Origin of the sequence: Amycolatopsis coloradensis (assembly GCF_037997115.1) — a bacterium.
Taxonomy (GTDB): domain Bacteria; phylum Actinomycetota; class Actinomycetes; order Mycobacteriales; family Pseudonocardiaceae; genus Amycolatopsis; species Amycolatopsis coloradensis_A.
The window spans coordinates 6,980,817-6,997,333 of record NZ_CP150484.1 but is presented as its reverse complement, the minus strand read 5'-3'; the positions used below and the strand labels follow the sequence as shown (position 1 = coordinate 6,997,333).

Genomic DNA, 16,517 nt, shown 5'->3' with positions numbered 1-16,517 from the left:
CCCTACCCTGAGTGTAGGGAAGGAGGCCTTCACGGACCGCCGCTTCGGGTGCTGGAGCTGTTCGGCCCCCCGGAGCGAGGCCGGGCTGAAGGGGCCCTTCGCCGCGCCGGACGCGGCGAAGGGAGCTTTCACCGCGTCTGATGCGGTTATGGAGCCGCTCGTGAGTGGCGATGACGGTTCTAACCGTCCTTGCCACTCACGAGGTGGGAGGGCGGCCTGATGAGGTCCTTCGTCCCCGACCTGGTCAAGATCCTGGTCTTCGCCGTGGTGACCGTGTTGCTCACCGCGGTCCTCGGCGCCACCATCGCGAACACCAACTTCGGCGAGACCTCCGGCTACACGGCCAAGTTCACCGACGCGTCCGGGCTCAAGGAGGGCGACGACGTCCGCATCGTCGGGGTGAAGGTCGGCCAGGTCGGCAAGATCGAGGTCGAGGAGGGCGAGAAGAACCTCGCCCAGGTCCATTTCGACGTCCAGACCTCACACCGGTTGCCGGCGTCGGTGACCGCGACGATCAAGTACCGCAACCTGGTCGGCCAGCGGTATCTGTCGCTCGGCACGGACATCGGGGACGAGAAGTCGTTGCCGCGCGGCGGGGTCATCCCGCCCGAGCGCACCAGACCGGCGCTGAACCTGACCGTGCTCTTCAACGGGTTCAAACCGCTCTTCCGCGCGCTGAACCCCGAGGACGTCAACAAACTCTCCTACGAGATCATCCAGGTCTTCCAGGGTGAGGGCGGCACGATCACCAGCCTGCTCGCGCACACCGCGTCGGTCACGTCGGCCATCGCGGGCAAGGACAAGATCATCGGTGACGTCATCGCGAACCTCAACGCCGTGCTCGGCACGGTCGAGAAACGCTCGCCGGAACTGGGCGAGCTGATCGATCAGACCCAACGGCTGGTGACCGGGCTGGCCGAGCAGCGGCAGCCGATCGGGGAGGCGGTCAAGGCGCTGGGCGACCTCACCGTCGCCACGACCGGGCTGCTCGCCGACGCGCGGCCCGCGCTCAAGGACGACGTCGTCCAGCTCGGCGCGCTGTCGCGGAACCTCGGCGATTCGGAACAGCTGCTCGACCATCTCCTGCAGGTGCTGCCGGGCAACCTGCAGAAGTTCACCAGGACGCTGAGCTACGGCAGCTGGTTCAACTACTACCTGTGCGGGATCTCCGGCAGCATCGGCATCAAGTCGCTCGACATCGAACTGCCGATCACGCCGCTGCCCGGCACGCAGCGACCGGAGAGGTGCGGGCCGTGAAGCCGCTCAAGGAACGCAACCAGGCCGTGGTCGGCGGCGTGACGCTCATCCTGATCGTGCTGATCACGGCGACGACGTACTTCTCCGACCGGATCCCGTTGTTCGGCAGCGGGACGACGTACTCCGCGTATTTCGGCGAGTCCGCCGGGCTGGCGCCGGACAACGAGGTGCAGGTCGCCGGCGTCAAGGTCGGCCAGGTCAGCTCGGTGGAGCTGGCGGGCAAGAAGGTGCTGGTGAAGTTCCGGGTCAAGGATGTCCGGGTCGGCGACGCGACCGCCGCGTCGATCGAGATCAAGACGCTGCTGGGCGAGAAGTTCCTCGCGCTCACGCCGAAGGGCAAGGGGAACCAGGACCCGAACACCACCATCGGGCTCGACCGCACGCGGACGCCGTTCGAACTGCAGGACGCGTTCCAGGAGCTGTCGGGCACGGTCGGCGAGATCGACACCGCGCAGCTGGCGACGAGTTTCACGGTCCTTTCCGACGCGCTCAAGGACAGCCCGCAGTACCTCAAGGACGCGCTGAGTGGCCTGTCCTCCTTGTCCAAGACGGTGTCCTCACGCGACGGTGACCTGAAGACGTTGCTGGCCAACACGAGCAAGGTGTCCAAGACGCTGTCCGACCGCAACGCCCAGCTGAAACGGATCCTCGACGACGGCGATCTCCTGCTCGCCGAACTGCAGAACCGGAAGGACGCGATCAGCACCTTGCTCAAGGGCACGCAACAGGTTTCCGCGCAGCTGTCCGGTCTCGTCGCCGACAACCGGCAACAGCTGAAGCCGACGCTGGAGAAACTCGGCAAGGTCACCGACATCCTGCAGCGCAACCAGGACAACCTCAGCCGCAGCCTCGCGCTGATGGCGCCGTTCGCCCGCGTCGGCGCCAACGCGACCGGCAACGGGCGCTGGTTCGAGGGTTACCTGTGCGGCCTGCTGCCGCCGACGATCATCGCGGGCGCGTTCCAGGTGAACCCGGAGGGCTGCACCCCGCCGATCGCGGCGCCGAACCAGGGGGTGGGCGGACGATGAGCACCCGGACCCGCACGTTGTACGACTGGATCGTGTTCGCCTGCGTCCTCGTGCTGCTCCTGACCGCCGGGCTGTGGCTGGTGTTCAAGGAACCAGGCGGGACACGGATCAGCGCCTACTTCGGCAAGACCGTCGGGCTCTACGCGGGTTCGTCGGTCCGGGTGCTCGGGGTGAAGGTCGGGGAGATCACCGGCGTGACCCCGCAGGGCGAGGCGGTCCGGGTCGACATGCGGATCGACGGCGACACGCCGATCCCGGCCGACGCGGGCGCCGTCGTCGTCGCGCCGAGCCTGGTCAGCGACCGCTACGTCCAGCTGACCCCGGCGTACGAGAGCGGCCCCGAAATGACGACGGACACGGTGATCGCCAAGGAGAAGACGGCGACGCCCGCCGAACTCGACGACCTGTACACGAGCCTCGACAAGCTCTCGACCAGCCTGGGACCCAACGGCGCCAACAAGAACGGCGCGCTGTCCGACGTGCTCGACACCGCGGCGGCGAACCTCTCCGGCAACGGGAAGAACCTCAACACCACGGTGACGCGGCTGTCCGAGCTGGCCAAGACCTTGGACAGCTCCAAAGGCGACCTGTTCACCACCGTGCAGAACCTGAACTCCTTCACCGGCGCGCTGGCCGAAAGCGACAAGCAGCTCAACGAGTTCTACCGCCGGGCCGCGGACGTCAGCGGTTTCCTCGCCGCGGATTCCGCCGACGTGGGCGCCGCGCTGAACTCCCTGGCGACGGCGATGGGCGACGTCGAGAAGTTCGTCGCGGAGAACAAGGATCTCCTCTCGTCCAATGTGGACAAACTCGCCGGGCTGACGAAGGTGCTCGTGGATCAGCGGGCCTCGCTCGCCGAGGTGATCGACATCGCGCCGACCGGGGCGACCAACTTCATCAACTCCTACGACGCGGCGTCCGGCACGATCGCGGTGCGGGACAACCTGAACGAGCTGACGCATCCGCCGATCCTGACCGTGTGCCGCCTGATCAGCGCGAGCACACCGAAACCGATCCCGGACGCGCTGGGCAACATCTGCAAACAGCTCGCGCCGGTCCTCGACGGCACGCTGAAACTCCCGTCGGTCCCGCAGGTGCTGGCCTCGCTGCAGAGCGGCGAGCTGCCGCCGCTGCCGCTCCCGCTCGTCGACGTCATGACCAAGGGGCTCCCGAAATGAGGCGGCAACGGCGGAAGATCGCGGGAGTGATGGCGGGCGTCCTTGTGCTGGCCGGCTGCGGTGACGGCGGTTTTTCGGGGCTGTACAACACGCCCTTGCCGGGTGGAGCGGATCTCGGCGACCACCCGTACCGGCTCTCCGCGCAGTTCTCCGACGTCCTCGACCTGGTGCCGCAGGCGAGTGTGAAGGTCAATGACGTCCCGGTCGGCCGCGTCGAGAAGATCGATCTCGCGCCGGACACGCGTTCGGCGTGGGTGAGCATGGTCGTCAACGGCGACATCCCGCTGCCCGCGAACGCGCGCGCCGAGCTGCGGCAGTCCAGCCTGCTCGGCGAGAAGTTCGTCGACCTGCACGCCCCCGAGAAGCCCGAGGGAACGCTCTCAGAGGGCGCGAAGATCCCGCTGGACCGCACGAACCGCAACCCCGAGGTCGAAGAGGTCCTCGGCGCGCTTTCCCTGCTGCTCAACGGTGGCGGTGTCGAGCAGATCCAGAAGATCAGTCACGAACTCAACGAAGCGCTCACCGGCAACGAGGCGGAGGTCCGCTCCCTGCTGTCCCAAGTGGACAAACTGGCCACCGAACTCGACGGGCACAAGGGCGAGATCCTGCGCGCCATCGACGGTCTCGACAAGCTGTCCAAGACCCTCGTCGGCCAGACGCAGAACCTCGCGAACGCGCTCGACAATCTCTCGCCGGGGCTCAAGGTCGTGACCGAGCAACGGGATCAGCTGGTCGGCATGCTGCAATCGCTGAACACGCTGTCCGGGGTCGCGACCGACACCATCAAGGCGAGCAAGGACACACTGGTCGCGAACCTCCGCGCGTTGCAGCCGACGCTGCGGAAGCTGACCGAGGCGGGCCAGGATCTGCCGACGGCGCTGCGGATCCTGCTCACGTACCCGTTCCCGGATTACGCGGGCAACGTGATCAAGGGCGACTACGCGAACGTCGAAGCGAAGATCGACCTGAACCTGGACACGTTCCTGGAGAACATGAACAACTCGTCGCAGCCGATCATCCAGCTGCCCGGCACCCAGGGGACCGGCACACCCGGCTCGATCCCCTTCAACAACGGCGCCGCGCCGCCGGTGCTGCCGCTGCCCGCCGGTGATCTCCCTCAGGCTCCCCGAACGCCCCAAGGGGATGTACTGGGCGGCGTGCTCGGCGGGATCCTCGGACCGCTGCTCGGAGGTGGCCGGTGATCACGCGCAAGACCAGGATCCAGTTGGCGGCGTTCGTCGTCATCGCGGTGGTTTCGGTCGTCTACGCGGGCGGCAAGTACGCCGGGCTGGACCGGCTCTTCGGCACTCGCGGCTACCTCGTCACCGCGCAGCTCGTGGACTCGGGCGGGATCTTCGTCAACGCCGAGGTCTCCTACCGCGGCGTCGCGGTCGGCAAGGTCGCGTCGATGACGCTCACCGAGCACGGCATCGACCTGGGCCTCGACATCGACTCCGGCGCGCCGAAGATCCCCGCGGACACCAAGGCCGCGGTCGCGAACCGGTCGGCGGTGGGGGAACAGTACGTCGATCTGCTGCCCATGCACGAAAACGGGCCGTACCTCACCGAGGGATCGGTCATCAAGCGGGACAAGACCTCGATCCCGCTCGCGCCGGACACCGTCCTGTCCAATTTGGACAAGCTGGTGTCGAGTGTGAAGCCGGAATCGTTGAAGACCGTCGTAGACGAGACCTACGAGGCCTTCGCGAACGCGGGCCCGGACCTGCGGCAGCTGCTGAACAGCACCGGTTCCCTCACCGCGACCGCGACCCAGTACCTGCCCGACACCCAAGGCCTGCTCGCCAACTCGCGGACGGTGCTGGACACCCAGCGTCGGCAAGCGGACAACATCACCCAGTTCTCCAGCGGGCTCAAGACGATCGCCGCGCAGCTGAAGACGTCCGACCCGGATCTGCGGCGCGTGATCGACGAGGCACCCAAGCTGAGCCGCCAGATCAGTGACGTGCTCGCGGTGTCCGGGACCGACCTCGGGGTGCTGTTCGCGAACACGCTCACGACGGCCCAGATCACATCCGCCCGCACCGACGCGATCGAGGAGCTGCTCGTCGCGTACCCGATCATCTCGGCGTTCTCGCGCTCGACATCGCCGGACGGCACCGGTCACCTGGGCGTGGTGTTCAACTTCTTCGACCCGGTCTCGTGCACGAAGGGTTACGAGGGCACGAAACAGCGTCCCGCCAACGACACCACCGAGGCGCCGGTGAACACCCAGGCGTACTGCGCCGAGCCACCAGGAAGCCCCACCGGCGTAAGAGGCTCGCAGAACGCCCCGTACGCGGGAAAGCCGCCCGCGGTCCCGGAGCGGCCGAAGCAGACCCCGCAGGCGGCGGAATCCGCTCAGCTGCCGGGTGTGCTGAGCCTGCTGACCGGATCCGCGCCGGGCGGACTGGGCGCGTTGCTGGGCGGCAAGTAGTGCTCACCCGTGCCCTCACCGTCGTCGCCGCGCTGGCGGTCCTCGCGGCAGCCTGGTTCGGCTGGTCGTGGTGGAGCGCCGCCCGGGACGACGGCCTGGCCAGGGGCCGGGAACGCGAAGCCGTCCTGGCCGCAGCGTCCGGTCAGCTCGAAGTGCTCAACACGATCGACTACCGCAGCGGCGCCCAGGACGTCGACCGCTGGCTCGGCGTCACCACGGGACGGCTCGGCAAGGACCTCACCGGCGACCGGCAGATCCAGATCGACCGGGCGACCGCGAGCAAGACCGTCGCCACCGCCGAGCTCAAGCAGGCCGCGGTCACCGAACTCGACGCCGCCGCCGGGACGGCGCGGCTGATGGCCGTGCTGGACGTGCGGGTCAGCACCGGCGGCGGCTCGGCCGCGCCCAAGGTGAGCAGGCTGACCGTGGACTACCGGCGCGTCGAGGGCGGCTGGAAGGTCAGCGCGGTCCAGGCGGCGGGATCATGACCGGGCGCGTCCCGCGGATCCTGATCGCGATCATCGCGCTGGCGACCGGCTGCGCGGTGTGGTTCGGCATCGAGGCGTCTTCGCTGCGCTCGGACGGCAACGCGGCGCTGGTGGACCAAGCCGCCACGGCCGAGGTCGCGGACCAGGTCGGCGCCGGGGTGAAGGCCGTCTTTTCCTACGACTACAGCAACCTCGCGCGAACCGAGCGGGCCGCCGCCGACGTGCTGACCGGCGAGGCGACCGGCCAGTACCGGGACCAGTTCGCCTCGGCGCGCAGACGGGCCGAGGAACAGAAGCTCGTGCGGACGACGACGGTCCGGTCGCTCGGCGTCCGGTCCTTGCGCGGGGACGAGGCCGAAGTGCTGCTGTTCCTCGACCAGCAGACGATGACCGCCGGGGGAGGCGCTCCGCAGTCGACGGTCTCCCAGCTTTCGGTCACCGCGCACCGCGTCGACGGCCGGTGGAGGATCTCCAGGCTCACCCCGCTGTGATCACGAGACACGTTTCATGTTCGCGCCGGTGATCGCGCCGCCGGAAACGGTGTAAGAACCGGAAAAAGTACGCAGCGAACCGTCGGTCTGGCGAGCCGAAAGATGGACGTGCACGGTGTTCCCGCTCACGCCCGTCACGGTGAGTTCGGCCCAGGAAGTCGTCGCGAATCCCTTGACGTAGGAAGCATAAGAGCCGCCTTTCGCCAGTTGTCGCCCGCCGAGATTCCACGCGGCGGGGAAATCACGCCGGTTGAGCGCGTCGTAGTACGCGATCACCGTTCGCGCCACCGGAACCGCCGGTGCGGGATGGACCGTCCGAGTCGACGGCGGTGCGACATAAACCGTCTGCGGCGGGGCCGCGACCGCCGGTGGCTGGATCACGATCGTGTTCGGCGGCGGTGCCACCGTGACGGCCGGTGCCGCCGTTCCCTGCGTGGGCACCGCGCACGCGGCCAGCGCGGCCGCCGCCATCAGCGTCACCGCCACCCGGTTCTTCGCTCCCATTTTTCTCCCCTTTCCTCGTGGTAGCGAGAATGCGGGAACGGGCGGCCGTTCCAATAGGGGATTTGGCCTCGTTACGAATGCTGAAAAACACGCCGGAACCGTTATCGGATCTTGTGCGCGCGGGCCTAGGGCCACCCTCGTCTCACGTCGGAACGCCCCCGGGTTTAGCGTTAGGCATGACCACTGCACCTGTCGATGTCGAGAGCGCCCGCCGCGACTACGCGGCCCTCGTCGACCGTGGCCTCTCCCTGGACATCACCCGCGGCAAGCCGTCCCCTCGTCAGCTGGACCTCGCCGACGGGCTGCTCGCCCTCCCCGGAGACGTGCGCAAGGCCGAAGACGGCACGGACGTCCGCAACTACGGCGGCCTCAAGGGCCTGCCCGAGCTCCGCCGCATCTTCGCCGGGCCGCTGCAGGTCCCGGCCGAGCAGCTGCTGGCCGCGGGCAACTCCAGCCTGGAGCTGATGCACGACTCGATCGTGCAGGCCTTCCTCAGCAAGCTCCCGGGCGCCGAGCGCCGCTGGGCCGACGAGCCGAGCGTCAAGTTCCTGTGCCCCGTGCCGGGCTACGACCGCCACTTCGCGCTGGCCGAGCGTTTCGGGATCGAGCTGATCCAGGTGCCGCTCACCGAGACCGGCCCGGACATGGACGTCGTCGAGCGCCTCGTGGCCGAGGACGCCGCGGTCAAGGGCATCTGGTGCGTGCCGAAGTACAGCAACCCGACCGGCGTCACCTACAGCGACGACACCGTGCGCCGCCTGGCGACGATGACCACCGCCGCCCCGGACTTCCGGATCTTCTGGGACAACGCCTACGCCGTGCACCACCTCACCGAGGACGAGGCGCGGCTGGCGGACCTGCTCGCGCTGGCCACCGAGGCGGGCAACGCAGACCGCGTGTTCGTCTTCGGCTCCACCTCGAAGGTCACCTACGCGGGCGGCGGCGTCGGCTTCTTCGGCGCCTCCGAGGCGAACCTGGCCTGGTGGACCGGCCTCATCGGCAAGCGGACCATCGGCCCGGACAAGGTCAACCAGCTCCGCCACGCGCTGTTCCTGCGCGACGAGGACGGCGTCCGCGAGCACATGCGCAAGCACGCCGAGCTCATCGGGCCGAAGTTCGCTGCCGTCGACGAGATCCTGACCAAGGAACTGGGCGAATCGGGCCTCGCGTCCTGGACCAAGCCGACCGGCGGGTACTTCATCTCGCTGACCGTGCCGTCCGGGACCGCCAAGGAGGTCGTGCGGCTGGCCAAGGAGGCGGGCATCGCCCTGACCCCGGCCGGCGCGACCCACCCGTACGGCGACGACCCCGACGACGCCGTCATCCGCATCGCGCCGACGTACCCTGAGCTGGCCGAAGTCGAAGAGGCCATTCGCGGCCTCGCCGTCTGCGTCCGCCTTGCCGCGGCGACGAAGAAATAAGTTCGAGATCTTTTCCAATCCGGGTCACGGGTGGTTCCGAACGTCCGAGTGGGTGGGTGTGCACCGCAAAGACGAGAGGAACCACTCGTGTTCGGAAAGCCCTTCGTTCGTACCCTGATTTCGCGCAGCGCCGAGAACCGCACGGATCGCCGCCGGTTCCTGAAGGCCGCCGGCGCGGCGGGGCTCGGTGTCGTCGGCGCGACCTACCTCGGGGTGCAGGCCACTTCGTCCGCTTCGGCGACAGGTGAGGCCGCTGCTGCTGCGGCCCCCAGCGACGCGGCCGTGCTCAACTTCGCGCTCAACCTGGAGTACCTCGAAGCCGAGTTCTACTCGTTCGCCGTCCACGGCCGCGGTTTGCCGGACGACCTCACCGGCGGCGTCGGCGCCCAGGGCGGCGTCGTCGGCGGCAAGAAGGTGATGTTCCACGACAAGACGCTGCACCAGTTCGCGAAGGAGATCGCGGGCGACGAGGTCGCGCACGTCAAGTTCCTGCGTGGTGCTTTGGGTGAGGCGGCGGTGTCGCGGCCAGAGATCGACCTCAAGGACAGCTTCACCGCCGCCGCTCGCGCGGCCGGGCTGATCAGCGAGTACCAGCGGTTCGACCCGTTCGCCAACGAGAAGAACTTCCTGCTGGCGGCGTTCCTGTTCGAGGATGTCGGTGTGACGGCCTACAAGGGCGCCGCGCCGCTGATCACCAACAAGACGTTCCTGGACGCGGCCGCGGGCATCCTGGCCTCCGAGGCCTATCACGCGGCCACCATCCGGACCTCGCTGTTCGACCGCGGCCTCGGTGACGCGGCGGCCAAGATCTCCAACGCCCGCGACACCCTCGACGGTCCCGGTGACGACGACCAGGGCATCCTGCTCGGCAACCAGGCCAACATCGTGCCGACCGACAACAACGGCATCTGTTTCGGCCGCGGCGCCGACCGGGTGCTGAACGTCGTCTACCTGAACCCCGGCCCGGTGCGGGAGGGCGGGTTCTTCCCCAAGGGGGTCAACGGCGACATCGTCGCCAGCGGCGGCGCGTGACCTTCTCTGTCGTGTCGCCGTTTCCCGGTAGGTTCGGGTGACGGCGACACGACAGGGGGTCAGCGGTGAAGGCTGTGATCATCGGCGGCGGGATCTCGGGCACGGTGACCGCGATGGCGTTGCGGCGGGCCGGGATCGAAGCGAGCGTCCACGAGGCGTACCCGTCCGGCGGCGAAGACGCGGGCGCGTTCCTGACGATCATGCACAACGGCATGGACGCCCTGCGCGCGATCGGTGCCGAGGCACCCGTGATCGACAACTCCTTCGGCGCGGTGGGCCTGGAACTCGTGACGCCGGACGGGCGGACCGTCGAACGGCGTTCCTTCGACATCGACGGTCTCGCCGGGCCACGCACGATGACGCGAGCGTCGCTTTACCGTGCGCTGCAAGAGGAGGCGATCTCGCGCGGGATCACCTTCGAACGCGGGAAACGGCTGGTTTCCGCCACTCCGGGGGTCGCTCGCTTCGAGGACGGTTCCGTGGCCGAAGGCGACATCCTGATCGGCGCCGACGGGCTGCGGTCGGTCGTCCGGACCATCATCGACCCGGACTGCCCGCCTCCGCGCTCGACGGGCCTCGACGTCGTCTACGGCTACACGACCGACCCGGGCATCCCGCAGGCGCCGTCCCTCTATCGGATGATTCAGAGCCTGCACGCCTTCTTCGGCTACACGAGCACGCCCGACGGCGCGACGTACTGGTTCGCGCGCCTTCCCACGGCCGAAGGCGTGCGCTCCGGCCTGTCGCCCGCTGAATGGCGCTCGGCCGCTTTCGCCGCTTTCGACGGGGAACCGTTGCCTGCCGCGGAAATCATCGAGTCCACCGGAGACGACGTCTTCGGCGGGCATTCCTACGATGTCCCCTCGACGCCGGTGTGGTTCAACGCCTCGATGGTCCTCGTGGGCGACGCGGCGCACGCGGCCTCGCCCGCCGCGGGGCAGGGCGCGTCGATGGCGTTGGAGGACAGTGTCGTCCTGGCCCAGTGTTTGCGGGATCTTCCCGACGCGCCAACGGCTTTCGCGGCCTACGAGCGGCTGCGGCGGGCGCGGGTGGAGGAGCTGGTGGCCAGCAGCGCGGCGGTGTCGTCGGGGACGACTTCCGACCGGGACCGGAACTGGCTGTACCGGCACCACATCGACTGGGACGCGAAGATCGGCTGAAGGCGCTTTCACCGCATGCGACGCGGTGAAAGCGCCCTTCAGCCCCCTTGGCGTGCCAGGGGCAGGTCCGAACTCGTCCAGCAGGTACTGGCCAANGTCGCTGTCCGATCTGTGAAGGCCTCCTTCACTACCTTTAGGGTAGGGAAGGAGGCCTTCACGGACGAAAAGCTACTTCTTGTACAGGGCTTCGATGTCGGTCGCGTAGTTCTTGTTCACGATGTTGCGCTTCAGCTTCAGGCTCGGTGTGATCTCCCCGCCGGCCTCGGTGAAGTCCTTCGAGAGGATCGTGAACTTCTTGATCGCCTCGGCCTGTGACACCGCGCTGTTGGCCTGATCCACGGCCTGCTGGATCTCGGCGCGCAGCTCGGCGTCGCCGGCCAGGTCGGACACCGTGGCGTCGGCGGGCTTGCCGTGCTGCGACTTCCACGACGGGAAGTACTCTTCGTCGATGGTGATCAGCGCGCCGATGAACGGCCGCTGGTCGCCGACGACCATCGCCTGGCTGACCAGCGGGCTGGCCTTGATGGTGTCTTCGAGCCCGGACGGGGCGACGTTCTTGCCGCCCGCGGTCACGATGATCTCCTTCTTGCGCCCGGTGATCTTGAGGAACCCGTCGCTGTCCAGCTCACCGAGGTCGCCGGTGTGGAACCAGCCGTCCTCGAGCGCTTCCGCGGTCGCTTCGGCGTTGTTGAAGTAGCCGCCGAAGACGACGTCGCCCTTCAGCAGGATCTCGCCGTCGTCGGCGATCCGCACCGAGGTGCCGGCGACCGGACGCCCCACGGTGCCGACGCGGAACCCGTCCTGGGTGCCGACGCAGGCCGCGGCGGACGTCTCGGTCAGGCCGTAGCCCTCGAACACCGGGACACCGATGCCGCGGAAGAAGTGCGCGAGCCGCACGCCGAGCGGCGCACCGCCGGACACCGCGGCCACGCACCGGCCGCCGAGGGCCGCGCGCAGCTTGCTGAACACCAGCTTGTCGAACAGCGCGTGCTTGATCTTGAGGCCGAGTCCGGCGCCGCCGGTGTCCTGGGCCTGGCTGTACGCGACGGCGGTGGCTTCGGCGGCGTCGAAGATCTTGCCCTTGCCGTCACCGTGCGCCTTCTGCTTCGCGCCGTTGTAGACCTTCTCGAACACCCGCGGCACGGCGACGACGAACGTCGGGCGGAAGGTGCCGAGGTCGGCGACGAGGTTCTTGACGTCCGAGGTGTGCCCGAGGGTCACCCGCGCGCTGAGCGCGGTCACCGCGATGGCGCGCGCGAGGACGTGCGCGAGCGGCAGGAACACCAGCAGCGAGTTGCCCTGCTCCATCAGCTGCGGGAACGCGGCGATGTCGGCGCGGATCTCGGCGAGGAGGTTCCGATGGGTCAGCTCGACGCCCTTGGGGCGGCCGGTCGTGCCCGAGGTGTACACGATCGTGGCCAGGTCGCCGGCCTTCACCGTGCGGCGCCGCTCGTGCAGGTCGTCGTCGCTCAGCTCGGCGCCCTGCTTGGTGAGCCGGTCGACGGCGCCCGCCTCGATCTGCCAGGTGTGCTCCAGCGCGTCGAGCCTGCCCTTGACGGTTTCCAGCGTCGCGACGTGGTCGTCGGTCTCGACGAACACGGCCTTCGCGGCCGAGTCCGAGAGGATCCAGTGGACCTGCTCGGCCGAGGACGTGTCGTAGATCGGGACGGTGACCGCGCCGGCGGCCCAGATCGCGAAGTCGATCAGGGTCCATTCGTAGCGGGTCTTGGACATGAGCCCGACCCGGTCGCCCGGAGCGATGCCGGCCTCTGCCATTCCCTTGGCCACGGCCAGAACCTGGGCGGCGAAGTCTTTGGCGGTGACGTCCAACCAGGTACCGTCGACCTGGCGGCGGAAACTCACGACATCGGAGAACCGCTCCGCGTTCGCCCAGACGACGTCGGCGAGATTCTCGTCGTCGGTCACCGGATTGGCGGCGGGGGCGCTGTATTCGCGCACGAGGAACCTCCGTGTTCGCGTGCAAGTGGTGTGACCGGTGTTACCCGCCAGTCAACTTAGCGTGCCGTGCACCTTAAGACCATGCTGACGAATCGGCCATACCCAGGGCATGACATTCTGCCGCTGTGAACCAGGCGCCGCCAGCTCTCGACATCGTTGACGAGACCTTCCTCGTGGTCCCGCCCTCCACCGTGGCCGCCGCTTTCGCCGATCCGCGATCTTGGTCACGTTACTGGCCGGACCTCGTTCTCGAGGTCTACACCGACCGCGGCGACGAAGGATTGCGCTGGACGGTGCGCGGTGCCTTGATCGGTACCATGGAGGTCTGGCTCGAGCCGGTGCTCGACGGCACTTTGCTGCACTACTTCCTGCGCGCCACTCCCGCCGGTCCGGACGGGGCGCCGCGCGCGCTCCAGCCCCGGGACCTGCGGCGGGAGTTCGACCGCAGGGCCCGTGCCGCCAAGGCCATCGCGCTCGGGCTCAAAGAGGTCCTCGAGGACGGGCGCGAGCCCGGGGTCGGTCCCCGGGCCGAGTAGGGAGAGGCGGAGCTGCGGATGTGCCGCGACGTGGTGACCACGCACGACCGTGGGCCCGCCCCGGCCGTAGGCCCCGCTATCGCGGCGGCAGGGCGCCGTGAAGGCAAGAATTGAGGGAGCCGCCTGGCCGTGCCCTGGCGACGGGATCGCGGTCGCGGGTTCACCGAGGAGCACAGGGGAGAGCATGCGGGTTCACGTGGTGTCGGACGTGCACGGCAACGCCGACGCGCTCAAACGCGCGGGTGACGGCGCCGACGCGCTGATCGTGCTGGGCGACCTGCTGGACTTCGTCGACTACCGCGAGCACGGCAAGGGCATCATGGGCGCGCTGTTCGGCGCCGAGAAGGTCGGCGAGTTCGCGCGGCTGCGGCGTGAGGGCACTCGTGATGAGACCGTTGCCTTCTCGCGATCGTTGTGGGCCACTTTGGCCGATCCCGCCGCCGCGGTCGGCGAGGCGATCCAGGACCAGTACGCCGTCCTGTTCGGCGCTTTGACCGCGCCGACGTTCGCGACTCCCGGCAACGTCGACGACCCGTCGCTGTGGCCCGAGTTCGCCGGCGACGGCATCACCGTCCTCGACGGCGAGGTCGCCGAGTTCGGCGGGCTGCGCTTCGGGTTCATCGGCGGCGCGCTCCTCCCGCCGAACGTGGTCCCGCGCCGCAACGGCTTCTGGCGGCCGTACCTGCGCACCCGCGAGGAGTACGACGCCGCGGTCTCCGGGCTGGCGGACGTGGACGTCCTGTGCACCCACATCCCGCCCGCCATCCCGGAGCTGACCTACGACGTGATCGCGCGGCGGTCCGAGATCGGGTCGGCGGCGCTGGTGGATCTCATCCGCGAGCAGCGGCCGCGCTGGTCGGTCTTCGGGCACGTCCACCAGCCGCTGACCCCGCGGACGAGGGTCGGCAGGACCGAATGCCGTAACGTCGGTCACTTCAAAGAGACCTCTCAGCCCTACGTGCTTCGCTGGTGACGGTCGGTCCCGGCTAGAGTTCGGGGCATGGCCGAGCAGTCCACGCAGTCCATCGAGGTCGACGCCGAGCCCGCGCGGGTCATGGCCGTCATCGCCGACTTCCCCGCGTACCCGGAATGGGCCAAGGCCGTCCGGGAGACCGAGGTCCTCGCCGAGGATGACAACGGTCGCGCCAAGCAGGTGAAACTCACCCTCGACGCCGGGCCCATCAAGGACGTCTACACCCTCGAGTACGACTGGGACGCCGACGGCCACGGAGTCAGCTGGCACCTGGTCAAGGGGCAGATGCAGAAGGCCCAGAACGGCCGCTACGCCCTCGAAGCGCTGGGCGCCGGCCGCACCAAGGTCACGTATACGCTGTCCGTCGAGCTGGCGCTGCCGATGATCGGGCTGCTGCGCCGCAAGGCCGAGAAGATGGTCATGGACACCGCGCTCAAGGAGCTCAAGAAGCGCGCTGAAGCATCCTGAGTCGAAGGGTAGGCATGCGGATCCTGCTGTTCACCGGCAAGGGGGGTGTCGGCAAGACCACGCTGGCCGCGGCGACGGCGGCGGCACTGGCGGGCCGGGGCAGGAAGACGCTCGTGGTCTCGACCGATCCGGCGCATTCCCTCGGTGACGCCTTCGGCCGCGCGCTCGGCGGCGAACCGTCCGAAGTGGACATCCTCTTGCACGCCGCCCAGATCGACACCCGCGGCCTCGTCGACAGCACCTGGCGCGAACTCCGGCAGGAACTTCAGGTCGCGCTCGCGGGAGCGGGCCTCGACTCGCTCGACGCCGAAGAACTCACCGTGGTGCCCGGAGTGGACGAGCTCCTCGCGCTCACCGAGGTCCAGCGTCTCGCCGAGCACGGTCCCTGGGAGACGGTCGTCGTCGACTGTGGACCGACCGCGGAAACGCTGCGTCTGCTGGCTTTGCCCGAAGCCGTTTCCGGCTATCTGTCGAGAATGTTCAAACCGGGCGCGCGGCGGACGGCGGCCGCGGTGCGGCGGCTCGGCGCCCATCTGGAGTCGCTGCGCGCCCTGCTGATCGATCCGGCCACCACGACCGTGCGGCTCGTGCTGACCCCGGAACGCGTCGTCGTCGCGGAAGCCCGCCGCACCCTCAGTTCCCTTGCCCTGCGTGGAATCCTGGTCGACGGCCTGATCGTCAACCGGCTGATGCCCGCGCCCGGGTTCTGGCGCGGCGCGGCGGCCTCGTGGATGCGGACCCGGCGCGCGCAGCAGAACACCGTCCTCGCCGAACTCGCCGACGCGGGCTTCGGGCCAGAGCAGGTGAAGCCCGTCGAGTACCGTGCGGTCGAGCCGGTGGGGCTCCAGGCGCTGCAGGAAATCGCGTTCGAGCTCTACCAAGGCCTGGATCCCTTGGCGGGCAACGAACAAGGTGTGACCCCGCTGTTGCGGGTGTCCGAATCGGACAGCGGCTACGAGCTGCGGATCGCGGTGCCACTGCACCGCGACTCCGAAGTGGACCTGGCCAGAGTGGACGATGATCTCGCCGTCACCGTGGACGGTTTCCGGCGGCTGATCGCGCTGCCGGAGATGTTGCGCCCGTGCCGGATCACCGGTGCGGAATCCGACGCGCACGGCCTGGTCGTGAGCCTGGCCGGGAACCGGGGACCCGGGTGAGCGAGAACAACGAGAACACCGGATCGGGCCCGCTCGACCTGGCCGAAGAGATCCGCCTGCTGGTCGAGCTGGTCGTCGAGCACGCCGCGCCGTGGCTGGAGGGACTGATCTCCGCCGGGCACGGCTGCACCGACCACGATTCCGGCGGGTGGTGCCCGCTCTGCGCGATCGTCGGGGTGTTCCGCGGGGAGCGGCCCGAGTTCGTGGCCCGCCTGATGGAGCAGGCCGCGCAGCTCGTCGCGCTGCTGCGGGCGGTGCTCGCGGATCGATGGGAACCCGAGGCCGGCGTGCACATGCCGGGGTTCCAGCCTGCGCGGAAGGAGCCCGCGCGGGAAGATGCGCCGGTGGGAGCTTCGCGGGTCCAGCACATCACGGTGACCAGGCGCGACGCTTGGCAGCCGGACCGGGAGAACTGAGTTGCTGACGGTAGG

Annotated in this window: 17 protein-coding genes; 15 read left to right on the top strand and 2 right to left on the bottom strand. The window is 68.8% G+C overall.

Annotated features, from left to right (window positions below; translation table 11 throughout):
* Positions 1-219 precede the first annotated feature (219 nt).
* The 7 genes from LCL61_RS32485 to LCL61_RS32455 are packed head-to-tail and all read left to right on the top strand — an operon-like array spanning position 220 to position 6,876.
* On the top strand, positions 220-1,257 hold the full coding sequence (locus LCL61_RS32485) for an MCE family protein (RefSeq protein WP_340683277.1): 1,038 nt from the start codon (positions 220-222) through the stop codon (positions 1,255-1,257).
* On the top strand, positions 1,254-2,285 hold the full coding sequence (locus tag LCL61_RS32480) for an MCE family protein (RefSeq protein WP_340683276.1): 1,032 nt from the start codon (positions 1,254-1,256) through the stop codon (positions 2,283-2,285). Before LCL61_RS32485 ends, LCL61_RS32480 begins: the two co-directional genes overlap by 4 nt.
* The gene (locus tag LCL61_RS32475) at positions 2,282-3,463 is read left to right on the top strand and encodes an MCE family protein (protein WP_340683275.1); all 1,182 of its coding nucleotides are present in this window, start codon (positions 2,282-2,284) and stop codon (positions 3,461-3,463) included. The genes LCL61_RS32480 and LCL61_RS32475 overlap by 4 nt, the downstream gene beginning before the upstream one ends.
* Positions 3,460-4,665 carry an MCE family protein gene (locus LCL61_RS32470; protein ID WP_340683274.1) on the top strand — a complete coding sequence of 402 codons (1,206 nt, stop codon included), beginning with the start codon at positions 3,460-3,462 and terminating at the stop codon, positions 4,663-4,665. The genes LCL61_RS32475 and LCL61_RS32470 overlap by 4 nt, the downstream gene beginning before the upstream one ends.
* Complete coding sequence (locus LCL61_RS32465; protein ID WP_340683273.1) at positions 4,662-5,897, top strand: MCE family protein; 1,236 nt, start codon at positions 4,662-4,664, stop codon at positions 5,895-5,897. Before LCL61_RS32470 ends, LCL61_RS32465 begins: the two co-directional genes overlap by 4 nt.
* Positions 5,897-6,385, top strand: coding sequence for a hypothetical protein (locus LCL61_RS32460; protein ID WP_340683272.1), 489 nt, complete (start codon positions 5,897-5,899; stop codon positions 6,383-6,385). Before LCL61_RS32465 ends, LCL61_RS32460 begins: the two co-directional genes overlap by 1 nt.
* On the top strand, positions 6,382-6,876 hold the full coding sequence (locus LCL61_RS32455; RefSeq protein ID WP_340683271.1) for a hypothetical protein: 495 nt from the start codon (positions 6,382-6,384) through the stop codon (positions 6,874-6,876). Before LCL61_RS32460 ends, LCL61_RS32455 begins: the two co-directional genes overlap by 4 nt.
* On the opposite strand, the gene LCL61_RS32450 is transcribed toward LCL61_RS32455, so the two are convergent.
* Complete coding sequence (locus tag LCL61_RS32450; RefSeq protein ID WP_340683270.1) at positions 6,877-7,380, bottom strand: hypothetical protein; 504 nt, start codon at positions 7,378-7,380, stop codon at positions 6,877-6,879.
* A 176-nt stretch (positions 7,381-7,556) separates the two neighbouring features.
* Here LCL61_RS32450 and LCL61_RS32445 point away from each other — a divergent pair, with 176 nt between their 5' ends.
* The 3 genes from LCL61_RS32445 to LCL61_RS32435 all read left to right on the top strand — a co-directional run bounded on the left by LCL61_RS32445 (position 7,557) and on the right by LCL61_RS32435 (position 10,993).
* Positions 7,557-8,801: an aminotransferase class I/II-fold pyridoxal phosphate-dependent enzyme gene (locus LCL61_RS32445; RefSeq protein ID WP_340683269.1), complete on the top strand. Its 1,245-nt coding sequence runs from the start codon at positions 7,557-7,559 to the stop codon at positions 8,799-8,801.
* 87 nt (positions 8,802-8,888) lie between these two features.
* Entirely contained in the window at positions 8,889-9,833 is a 945-nt protein-coding gene (locus LCL61_RS32440) for a ferritin-like domain-containing protein (protein ID WP_340683268.1), read from the top strand.
* 65 nt (positions 9,834-9,898) lie between these two features.
* Positions 9,899-10,993, top strand: coding sequence for an NAD(P)/FAD-dependent oxidoreductase (locus tag LCL61_RS32435; protein ID WP_340683267.1), 1,095 nt, complete (start codon positions 9,899-9,901; stop codon positions 10,991-10,993).
* 168 nt (positions 10,994-11,161) lie between these two features.
* Here LCL61_RS32435 and LCL61_RS32430 read toward each other — a convergent pair whose 3' ends face one another.
* The gene (locus LCL61_RS32430) at positions 11,162-12,952 is read right to left on the bottom strand and encodes a long-chain fatty acid--CoA ligase (RefSeq protein ID WP_340683266.1); all 1,791 of its coding nucleotides are present in this window, start codon (positions 12,950-12,952) and stop codon (positions 11,162-11,164) included.
* A 125-nt stretch (positions 12,953-13,077) separates the two neighbouring features.
* Here LCL61_RS32430 and LCL61_RS32425 point away from each other — a divergent pair, with 125 nt between their 5' ends.
* The 5 genes from LCL61_RS32425 to LCL61_RS32405 all read left to right on the top strand — a co-directional run bounded on the left by LCL61_RS32425 (position 13,078) and on the right by LCL61_RS32405 (position 16,502).
* Positions 13,078-13,488 carry a polyketide cyclase / dehydrase and lipid transport gene (locus tag LCL61_RS32425; protein ID WP_340683265.1) on the top strand — a complete coding sequence of 137 codons (411 nt, stop codon included), beginning with the start codon at positions 13,078-13,080 and terminating at the stop codon, positions 13,486-13,488.
* 184 nt (positions 13,489-13,672) lie between these two features.
* Positions 13,673-14,461 carry a metallophosphoesterase family protein gene (locus LCL61_RS32420; RefSeq protein ID WP_340683264.1) on the top strand — a complete coding sequence of 263 codons (789 nt, stop codon included), beginning with the start codon at positions 13,673-13,675 and terminating at the stop codon, positions 14,459-14,461.
* Positions 14,462-14,488: 27 nt separating this feature from the next.
* Positions 14,489-14,929, top strand: coding sequence for an SRPBCC family protein (locus tag LCL61_RS32415; RefSeq protein ID WP_125675560.1), 441 nt, complete (start codon positions 14,489-14,491; stop codon positions 14,927-14,929).
* 14 nt (positions 14,930-14,943) lie between these two features.
* Positions 14,944-16,086, top strand: coding sequence for an ArsA family ATPase (locus tag LCL61_RS32410; protein WP_340683263.1), 1,143 nt, complete (start codon positions 14,944-14,946; stop codon positions 16,084-16,086).
* Positions 16,083-16,502: a hypothetical protein gene (locus LCL61_RS32405; protein WP_340683262.1), complete on the top strand. Its 420-nt coding sequence runs from the start codon at positions 16,083-16,085 to the stop codon at positions 16,500-16,502. Before LCL61_RS32410 ends, LCL61_RS32405 begins: the two co-directional genes overlap by 4 nt.
* The last annotated feature ends 15 nt before the right edge of the window (positions 16,503-16,517 follow it).

Excerpts from the sequence above, each read along its gene's own strand:
- LCL61_RS32415 (WP_125675560.1), top strand. The coding sequence starts at position 14,489 with ATGGCCGAGCAGTCCACGCAGTCCATCGAGGTCGACGCCGAGCCCGCG.
- LCL61_RS32410 (WP_340683263.1), top strand. The coding sequence starts at position 14,944 with ATGCGGATCCTGCTGTTCACCGGCAAGGGGGGTGTCGGCAAGACCACG.
- LCL61_RS32420 (WP_340683264.1), top strand. The coding sequence starts at position 13,673 with ATGCGGGTTCACGTGGTGTCGGACGTGCACGGCAACGCCGACGCGCTC.
- LCL61_RS32450 (WP_340683270.1), bottom strand. The coding sequence starts at position 7,380 with ATGGGAGCGAAGAACCGGGTGGCGGTGACGCTGATGGCGGCGGCCGCG.
- LCL61_RS32470 (WP_340683274.1), top strand. The coding sequence starts at position 3,460 with ATGAGGCGGCAACGGCGGAAGATCGCGGGAGTGATGGCGGGCGTCCTT.
- LCL61_RS32455 (WP_340683271.1), top strand. The coding sequence starts at position 6,382 with ATGACCGGGCGCGTCCCGCGGATCCTGATCGCGATCATCGCGCTGGCG.
- LCL61_RS32485 (WP_340683277.1), top strand. The coding sequence starts at position 220 with ATGAGGTCCTTCGTCCCCGACCTGGTCAAGATCCTGGTCTTCGCCGTG.
- LCL61_RS32475 (WP_340683275.1), top strand. The coding sequence starts at position 2,282 with ATGAGCACCCGGACCCGCACGTTGTACGACTGGATCGTGTTCGCCTGC.
- LCL61_RS32445 (WP_340683269.1), top strand. The coding sequence starts at position 7,557 with ATGACCACTGCACCTGTCGATGTCGAGAGCGCCCGCCGCGACTACGCG.